This is a genomic window from Moraxella sp. (assembly GCF_024227015.1).
In the GTDB taxonomy this organism is placed as follows: Bacteria; Pseudomonadota; Gammaproteobacteria; order Pseudomonadales; family Moraxellaceae; genus Moraxella.
Genome location: NZ_JAAELD010000192.1, coordinates 1 through 3,659 on the forward strand (window position 1 = coordinate 1; position 3,659 = coordinate 3,659).

General features: G+C 44.8%; 3 protein-coding genes and 1 pseudogene. 3 read left to right on the top strand and 1 reads right to left on the bottom strand.

Going from position 1 to position 3,659, the window contains the following annotated elements; translation table 11 throughout:
* Nucleotides 1-192: 192 nt before the first annotated feature.
* The gene (locus tag GY683_RS04315) at nucleotides 193-903 is read right to left on the bottom strand and encodes a CPBP family intramembrane glutamic endopeptidase (RefSeq protein WP_297287576.1); all 711 of its coding nucleotides are present in this window, start codon (nucleotides 901-903) and stop codon (nucleotides 193-195) included.
* Nucleotides 904-1,115: 212 nt separating this feature from the next.
* Here GY683_RS04315 and glmM point away from each other — a divergent pair, with 212 nt between their 5' ends.
* From glmM to GY683_RS04330, 3 genes and pseudogenes are all read left to right on the top strand, one after another.
* Nucleotides 1,116-2,477: a phosphoglucosamine mutase gene (glmM, locus tag GY683_RS04320; RefSeq protein ID WP_297287577.1), complete on the top strand. Its 1,362-nt coding sequence runs from the start codon at nucleotides 1,116-1,118 to the stop codon at nucleotides 2,475-2,477.
* Between the two features lie 323 nt (nucleotides 2,478-2,800).
* The gene (locus tag GY683_RS04325) at nucleotides 2,801-3,394 is read left to right on the top strand and encodes an ESPR-type extended signal peptide-containing protein (RefSeq protein ID WP_297287578.1); all 594 of its coding nucleotides are present in this window, start codon (nucleotides 2,801-2,803) and stop codon (nucleotides 3,392-3,394) included.
* Nucleotides 3,391-3,659, top strand: a pseudogene (locus GY683_RS04330) (hypothetical protein); the annotation flags it as partial. The gene GY683_RS04325 and the pseudogene GY683_RS04330, both read left to right, overlap by 4 nt.

The following is a 3,659-nucleotide window of genomic DNA, read 5'->3' on the forward strand; positions in this document are numbered from 1 at the left end:
GAGGTGTGCGGTGGCGACTTTAGAACGACCATCGACATCACTAAATGGGATATAGATTATCTGGTAGCGATGGGCAAGGCAAAAAAAGTCCGAATCGACATTCAAGTAGAAGCGGTAAAACAATAATCTGATGTGAATTCAATAAAAAAACGGAGCGAAAGTTCCGTTTTTTTGTTTTGAGCATTTTAAATATTACACATAAAATAAATACACCGCCATCGCCAGGCCATTATTTAGAATATGCAGTAGCGTCGGTGCGATTAGCGAGTCGCAGTGTATCCTCGCATAACAAAAAATCATCGCCAAGCCAAAAATCTCACCCATCTCAAACGCACCATACTGCACATGAACTAACGCAAACAGTGCACTCGTGATCAAGCTGGCTATGAGCGAGTTATAAGGGTTATTGGGATGAATCGCGTCTTTGACTAACCCGAACATCACGCCGCGAAAAATCAATTCCTCATAGATGGGTGCGATCACGACAGTCGCTAGGATAAGTAGTGGTAGATTCGCTGTACTCATCATGCCATCCATGAAAGTCATCGGCGCACGACCCAGTGCATGTGTGATAAATTCACTAACCACCAAGAATAGCGCAAGCCACCAAGTGCATACCGCCAAATGCCGCCAATAAAAAGGGCGAAAACCCAGCCATTCTGTCAGCCCATCACGAGCATGGCATCTAGCCATAATGAGACCAATGACACTTAAAGTCAAAGCACTCGTCATGATGCTCAGGCTGACCACCACGCCGTGACGGCTGCCCGCCATGAGACTAAGACCTAACACGCGCCCAAATAGCCAGACGTAAGCTGTCTGACTTATAAACATGAACAGAATAAGCAGCAAGCATAACCACGTTGCGCGTATTTTTAGTCTGGTAGTAGGGTGTGAGAGCATGATTAATGGTTGATTATTGAGGCTTAAAAATCAAAGAGTATCACATTGCTGAGGATTTTGCTTGATTGATGAATTGTTAAGGGTTGAGTATGTGCTTTTTTTGACTGAATATTCACGAATGGTTAGCAAATACTTACATTTTCAAAGGAATTGCTGTGATATAATTCGCCGATATATTTTTTGAATATGATTGTATGTTTTGGAGGATAAGCATGAGTTATTTTGGCACTGATGGTATTCGTGGAGAATTTGGTGTATTCCCGATCACGCCTGATTTTTTGTTGCGTTTGGGTTTTGGTGCGGGACGAGTGTTGGTGGAGCGCGCCGGCAATTCAAAAAAACGCCCAAGCGTACTGATCGGTAAAGACACGCGTCTATCGGGTTATGTTATTGAGGCGGCACTGCAGGCGGGATTTAACGCGGCAGGCGTGGATGTGTATATGCTAGGCCCGTTGCCGACGCCTGCGATTGCGCATCTGGTGAAGAGCTTCCATGCGGACATGGGTGCGGTCATCTCAGCATCGCATAATCCCTATCAAGATAATGGCGTGAAATTCTTCTCTCACGAAGGCAAGAAAATCTCTGACGAGATCCAAAACGCCATTAACCTAGAATTGGATGCCTTGGTTGGTGACACTGATGCACGCCTGTCTAGACTTGCAGGCATCAAGGCAGATGGCATTGGTAAGAGCTTTCGGGTTGAGGACGCCAAGGGGCGTTATATCGAATACTGCAAAGGCAGCTTTCCGTATCATTTGAGCCTAAATTCACTAAAAATCGTGGTGGATTGTGCCAATGGTGCAGGCTATAGCGTAGCGCCTCGTGTGCTCCGTGAACTTGGTGCAGAGGTCATTGCGATTCATAATACGCCTGATGGTGTGAATATCAATGATAACTGCGGATCGACTCACCCCGAGACCCTTCAAAAGGCCGTGCTAGAACATGGCGCTGATGTTGGTATCGCACTAGACGGTGATGGCGATCGCATCATCATGGTAGATGAGCAGGGCGCTATCGTTGATGGCGATGCTGTGCTATACATTCTGGCAAATCATCTAAAACCTGCCGGCGTGGTGGGTACGCTCATGAGTAACGTGGCGTTAGAGCTGACTTTAGCGGAACGTGGTATTGGATTCCACCGTGCCAAGGTTGGGGATCGTTATGTGATGCAAGACCTTGAAACCAAAGGTTGGAGTATCGGCGGCGAGCCATCAGGTCATATCTTATGTCTAGATAAGAGCCGCACGGGCGATGCCATCGTGGCAGGATTGCAGGTGCTCATGTGCATGGTCGAGCGTGATGTAAAATTAAGCACACTGACCGACGGCTATACGCCATTCCCTCAGACGCTCGTCAATGTCCGTCTGGCGCAGATGTCTGACCCATATGATAATGCTGAGCTGGTCGCTATCTTTGAGCAGGCGGAGCAGACTTTGGCTGGTCAAGGTCGCCTGCTGATTCGTAAATCTGGCACAGAGCCTGTCATTCGTGTGATGGTGGAATGCCAAGATGAGGCATTATGCCAGTCGTTAGCTCAAGACATCGCCGCTAAAGTTGGCGAAATACTTGGTTAATGTATGAGCAATCATTTGTTGATTTATAAAAACAATGTTACAAAACTATACATTAAGTCATAATAATGTAGGTTTTTTTTGCATGTTATATATAAAATTAAACTAAATGATTTACCAAATACAATAAATAAAACAAAACTAAAAAGCTCTTGATTTGTGTTTCTCTTATAATAGTTAGCATAAAACTCTAGGATAAATCCGTCTGTTGTTCGGTGAAAAATCCAAAGGGTGAGCTAATTTCTCAATGAGTAGGCTTGATGAGCTGGTGAGTGTTTGACTGGCATCATTCCTTTATCTTAGTCTACCTACAAGAAGGTATTTTTATGAATAAGATTTACAAGGTTGTTTTTAACAAATCCACAGGCACCTTTACTGCTGTGACTGAATTCGCAAAGGCTAAAGGAAAATCTTCTGCAACAACGGTGGATCAATCTGCGGAAACAAGTTCTTACACACATAAAGCCTATTCTTTAATGGCAACTGCCTTTGGTGCTGTATTGCTGAATGTCCCCTTTATTGCAGGTGGCGCACTTTTGCCTGTGTCAGAAGCTGTGGCAGCAGTTTGTCATACGGTACAAGGAGATGGTACTGCTAGTGCAAATGGTGCGAGTGCTTCAGATAGAACATCTTTAGCTTGTGGTGTAAACGCTACTACAAATGATGTAAACGCTACTACAAATAATCGTTTGAATAATGTTGCTGTTGGTTTTAATGCTAGAACTATGACGGGCGAAGCAACAGCCATTGGAAGTAACGCTGTGAGCAATGGTAGTGGCACTTTTGCTGGCGGTTATAATGCAAGTGCAGGTGGTGCTTGGTCTATAGCAATTGGTGGGCACTCACAAGCTATCGATGGCGGTGCGACTGTAAACGGTTATGCAGCAGTTGCATCTAAAGACAGCACTGCAATTGGTTGATTACTTCGGCGGGTTACAACCCAACTCGAGATGCAAAAAATGGAACCATCACTAATCTTGGCGAAAAAACCGGTGGTCAGTCTGTGGCATTAGGTTATAAAGCTTCGGCTTCTGGTGACCAATCTTTAGCAATCGGTGGTGATACCCGTGCAGAAGGTGCAGCATCTATTGCTATTGGTGGCGATGATTTGGATAAAATTGCAAATAATAATGTTATTAATACTGCTTTTGCAGAAGTATCAGGATCACGATTAGTAGCTGGCGC

Coding starts and splice junctions, on each gene's coding strand:
- GY683_RS04315 (WP_297287576.1), bottom strand. CDS start 903: ATGCTCTCACACCCTACTACCAGACTAAAAATACGCGCAACGTGGTTA.
- glmM (WP_297287577.1), top strand. CDS start 1,116: ATGAGTTATTTTGGCACTGATGGTATTCGTGGAGAATTTGGTGTATTC.
- GY683_RS04325 (WP_297287578.1), top strand. CDS start 2,801: ATGAATAAGATTTACAAGGTTGTTTTTAACAAATCCACAGGCACCTTT.